At 59.3% G+C, this 3,993-nt stretch carries 2 protein-coding genes and 1 pseudogene; 1 reads left to right on the top strand and 2 read right to left on the bottom strand.

The window, feature by feature from the left end; genetic code table 11:
• Window positions 1-305: 305 nt before the first annotated feature.
• Entirely contained in the window at window positions 306-1,460 is a 1,155-nt protein-coding gene (locus tag R6U20_RS08790; RefSeq protein WP_410337482.1) for a PorV/PorQ family protein, read from the bottom strand.
• A gap of 190 nt (window positions 1,461-1,650) precedes the next feature.
• Here R6U20_RS08790 and R6U20_RS08785 point away from each other — a divergent pair, with 190 nt between their 5' ends.
• Entirely contained in the window at window positions 1,651-2,943 is a 1,293-nt protein-coding gene (locus R6U20_RS08785; protein WP_410337481.1) for a DUF5117 domain-containing protein, read from the top strand.
• Between the two features lie 786 nt (window positions 2,944-3,729).
• On the opposite strand, the pseudogene R6U20_RS08780 reads toward R6U20_RS08785, so the two are convergent.
• Window positions 3,730-3,993, bottom strand: a pseudogene (locus R6U20_RS08780) (ABC transporter ATP-binding protein); the annotation flags it as partial.

The raw sequence follows: 3,993 nt of genomic DNA, 5'->3' as shown, positions 1-3,993 counted from the left end.
GGGGAAGATACGGCTCCCTGCCTGTTTTAGCAGCACAGTTTGAGCCCTATGAATGAGGCTTCTTACATCTATATTTATCCACAAGGATGCGACAGGATGCGGTCCGACATGCAAGGCTGGACACATCCCCTACATTGTGGTGGAAGTGCAGCAGAGGACCGATGCGTTCAAACTGTCGCGTCCTGGATCCCGGATCAGCGCTGCCGGGCGCGGACGTTCCCAGTGTTTCTGCCACCTCTCCAACCTTCCAACCTTCCAACCTTCCAACCTTCCACCCCTCCACCCTTCCACCCCTCCAACGCCCTTCACTCTCCGGGTGGCTCAAACCGGACGCGGGCCGAGATGCGATACGAGTAGCCCAGATCTTGCGCGGTGAGTCCGGCAAAATCGCCAAAGCTCACATCCACCGCCACCTGATTGAGCGTCAGTCCAGCCCCAAGCGAGGGCGTGATGTCGAGGCCGATGTCGTCGCCGGTTTGGATGCGGCTGATGCCCGCCCGCAGTTCGGCCACGCCTGCATACGAGAACGCTCCGCCCACACGCGGATGAAACGACACGTCGCCCACATTGGGCACGAACGCCTGCTGCCCATCGAACGCAATGTCTGTGTCCAGCCCCAGCGTCACCGAATGCCGCCCTACGGGCCACACCGCGCCCGAGCCGAGCCGCACCACCGGTAGGACCAGTGCGGTGCCCCCGGTGGGCAGGTCCTGATCGAACACCTCGCCAAAAGTAAACGGATCGCCCGTTTCCGGATTGGTGTCGTCGATCGAGAACGCCGATTCGTTGATGGTCCAGCTTTGCAGCATCGTAGACAGGTCTTGCACCGTTACGCCCAGCCGATAGCGCTCCGAGCGCCACTGCGCGCCCACATCCATGCTGTAGCCCCACGCATCCGCAAAATCGCCAATGGTGCGGCGGATGCCCTTAAAGTTGACGCCCACCGACCAGTCCTCATTCAGCGTGCGGCTGTAGCTGACGAACAGCGCCCAGTCGGCTGCCGAAAATGTGGTGATGAGGCTTTCGTAGTTGGGGCGGGGCTGGTTGCGAACCGGGTCCCACGCATTCAGCGTGTTCACGATGTCGTTTACGCCGCTGCGAAAGACCGACACGCCCAGCGCCGAGCGGTCGCTGATGGGCAGCGCCCCGGCCCCGTAGTCGAACGACACGGCCCCAGCAAAGCGTTCCACATGCATGTATGACAACTCGGGATGGGTAAGGTGACTTAGGCCTGCCGGATTCCAGTACCCGGCGCTCACTTCATCAGCATGCGCCACGTACGCGCCGCCCATACCCAGCGCGCGGGCATCCACGCCGCCTGCCAGAAAATCAGCACCGTACTTGGCGATGCGTTGTGCATCCGCCGTCGAAACCAGACTTCCGCTCAGGCACAGGCAACAGAGAAATGCAAAGAGCCGCTTCACGATAGGTTTGCTTCGAAGATGATAGGGTGCGTGCATGTTCATCAAATGCATACCTCACTGTTTTGTTACTGTAGCGCAGCGCCCCATACGCGTTACAAGCGATCACGCAGGCTCCCGATGCTATGAATTGCAGCCCCCGTGCATCGATGAATTGCGTTTGGAGGGAGCAACAACGTAGTTGAGGAGACGCTGCTTTTTCAATCCACGCCGCACGGCCTCCTGCATTATGCCCTATTGGATACGATATGCTACAGCTTGCCTGCTGATTACGTTCGGGCTTTCCGGGCTATCACTACATGCGCAAGACCTCACCGAAGCCGACCTGCGCGGGGCCGAGGCTGAGGAGGGACTCTTCACCGTCTACGAACTCGATGACCGCATCCTGTTCGAGATTCCCGAGGCTATGCTGGGGCGCGACATGGCCGTGATGAGCCGCTACGCACAGGCGCAAGACGGACTTGCTCAGGGGGGCGGACGCCTCAACCAGAACATGGTCGTGCAGTGGGAGACGCGGGGCGACCACATCTACCTACGCACGCAGTCGCACAGCACCACTGCCGACGAAGATGACAACGTGCATCTGGCTGTGCAGAACTCGAACTTTGCGCCGGTCATTGCCCGCTTTCCGGTCGAGTTTACCCGCAATGGCGCGGCGGTCATCGACGTGACCGATCTGTACATGGGCGATCATCCGTCGTTTTCGCTGCCCGAACAGCGCCGGTCCGACCTGGGCGTGCGAGCCTACGACCGCGATCGCAGCTGGCTCGAATGGACGCGCAGCTTCCCTGAAAACATCGAGATCCGATCTGTGCGCACGTACGATGCCACGAATCCCCCGTCTAACGAACGCGGTGGCACGGTGTCTTTCGAGATCAACCACTCGATGATCCTGCTGCCCGAGGAGCCAATGATGCCGCGCCTGGCCGATGAGCGCGTCACGTACATCACCGTCACCCAAACCGACTACTCGCGCGATTTTCAGGGCGTGCGTCCGTACCAGTATCTACGGCGCTTCCGCCTGGAGCCCAGCGATATGGAGGCGTTTGAGCAGGGCGAGCTTGTGGAGCCCAAAGAGCCCATTGTGTGGTACATCGACCCCGCCACGCCCGAAGAATGGATTCCGTACTACAAAGAGGGCATCATGGAGTGGGAAGATGCCTTCGAAAAAGCCGGATTCAAGAACGCACTCGATGTAAAAGTGGCCCCCACCGAAGAGGAAGATCCGGAGTTTAGCCTGCTGGATGCGCGCTACAACGTCATTCGCCATGTAGCCACGCCCGTGCGCTCAGCCAATGCCGGGGGCGATGTGGTGGATCCGCGCTCGGGCGAGGTCATCCGCGCACACATGAAAATGAACCGGTCCTCGACAATCATCCCTCGCTCGATTAACTGCTCCGCATCCGCTTTGCATTCGTTCAAAACCCGGCCGGCCACCACAACCAAGAACTTTCCCTCGAGACCCGCAGTCAGCCTCGTCAATTCCGGCAAACCTTTTTGCTTCGATCCTTTTCCAAGGTAAAGAAGCACGGTGCGATGCCTCGTCTCCGAAGCCACCCGTGTGGAAAGCTCACTTTTCGGCAGCTCTGTAATATCGAGGGACGCCAGGTCCCAAAGCTGCGGGTCATGGATCCAGCCGTTGGTTACTCGTGCGAGTTCCGGCCGCACAGGATGGGGAATAATGGAATACAACGATATGAAAGGCATTACTCTCACGGTTCGCAAACCCCAGCCTCGTATCCGCTGCCTGAAATCTGCAGGCTTTTCTAGGTAACTAAGCGGGCCGATGAAGAGTCCGCAGGTTCGCCTGAACAGCAGGCTGCGGGCGGCGGCAATGAGCAGGAAGCGATCGATATCGCCATCGAGCGTGGCAAACAGGACCCTGGGCGAGCGAAAGAGCACACCGAGAAACCGTTTCGCGGGACCGGTCTCTACCTGGTAGCCCAACTCCAAAGCCAGCAAGTCGCGGTAGGAAGCCCGATGGCCACCCGGGTGACTGATATGAATGATCGATAGCATGCGATCTCAGGGTCCTAGTTCACTACGCTTGACACAAAAGAACTTTATTGAACATTTAACCGATTACTTGCCGGTAGATATCCAGACACTTTCTCGACACAATCCCATTACTGTGGGCATCGTGTCTAGCCAAGACATTTTTTGCAGACTTTAAAGCGGTCGTCTTTAGGCTGTGGTGACCCCTGACCGCGCTGTCCGATTTGGGCTGGATTATCTCCGGCCTAACAGGTCCGCAGGATCGATTGGCCTTCTAATACGACAGCTCCGGATGGAGTATCCGAGAAATGCGCTAGAGAGACTGCATCGCCACCAGCTTGCCGAAGCGCGACTCTTCCGCGTCGCGCAGGCTCTCGTAGGGGCCCTGCTCCACCAGCCGACCCCGGTCGAACAGATAGACCTGGTCGACATTGCGGATGGTGGAGAGGCGGTGGGCGATGATCACCACGGTGACCTGGCCCCTGAGGGCGTCGATGCTGTTTTGGATGTAGCGCTCGGACTCGGTGTCGAGCGCACTGGTCGCCTCGTCGAGGATCAGCAGCCTGGGCTTGCGGAA

This window comes from Longimonas sp., from assembly GCF_046498435.1.
Lineage (GTDB): Bacteria > Bacteroidota > Rhodothermia > Rhodothermales > Salinibacteraceae > Longimonas.
The sequence above is the reverse complement of the archived record's forward strand: the minus strand, read 5'-3'. Positions and strand labels throughout refer to the sequence as shown.

Coding starts and splice junctions, on each gene's coding strand:
- R6U20_RS08790 (WP_410337482.1), bottom strand. CDS start 1,460: ATGCACGCACCCTATCATCTTCGAAGCAAACCTATCGTGAAGCGGCTC.
- R6U20_RS08785 (WP_410337481.1), top strand. CDS start 1,651: ATGCCCTATTGGATACGATATGCTACAGCTTGCCTGCTGATTACGTTC.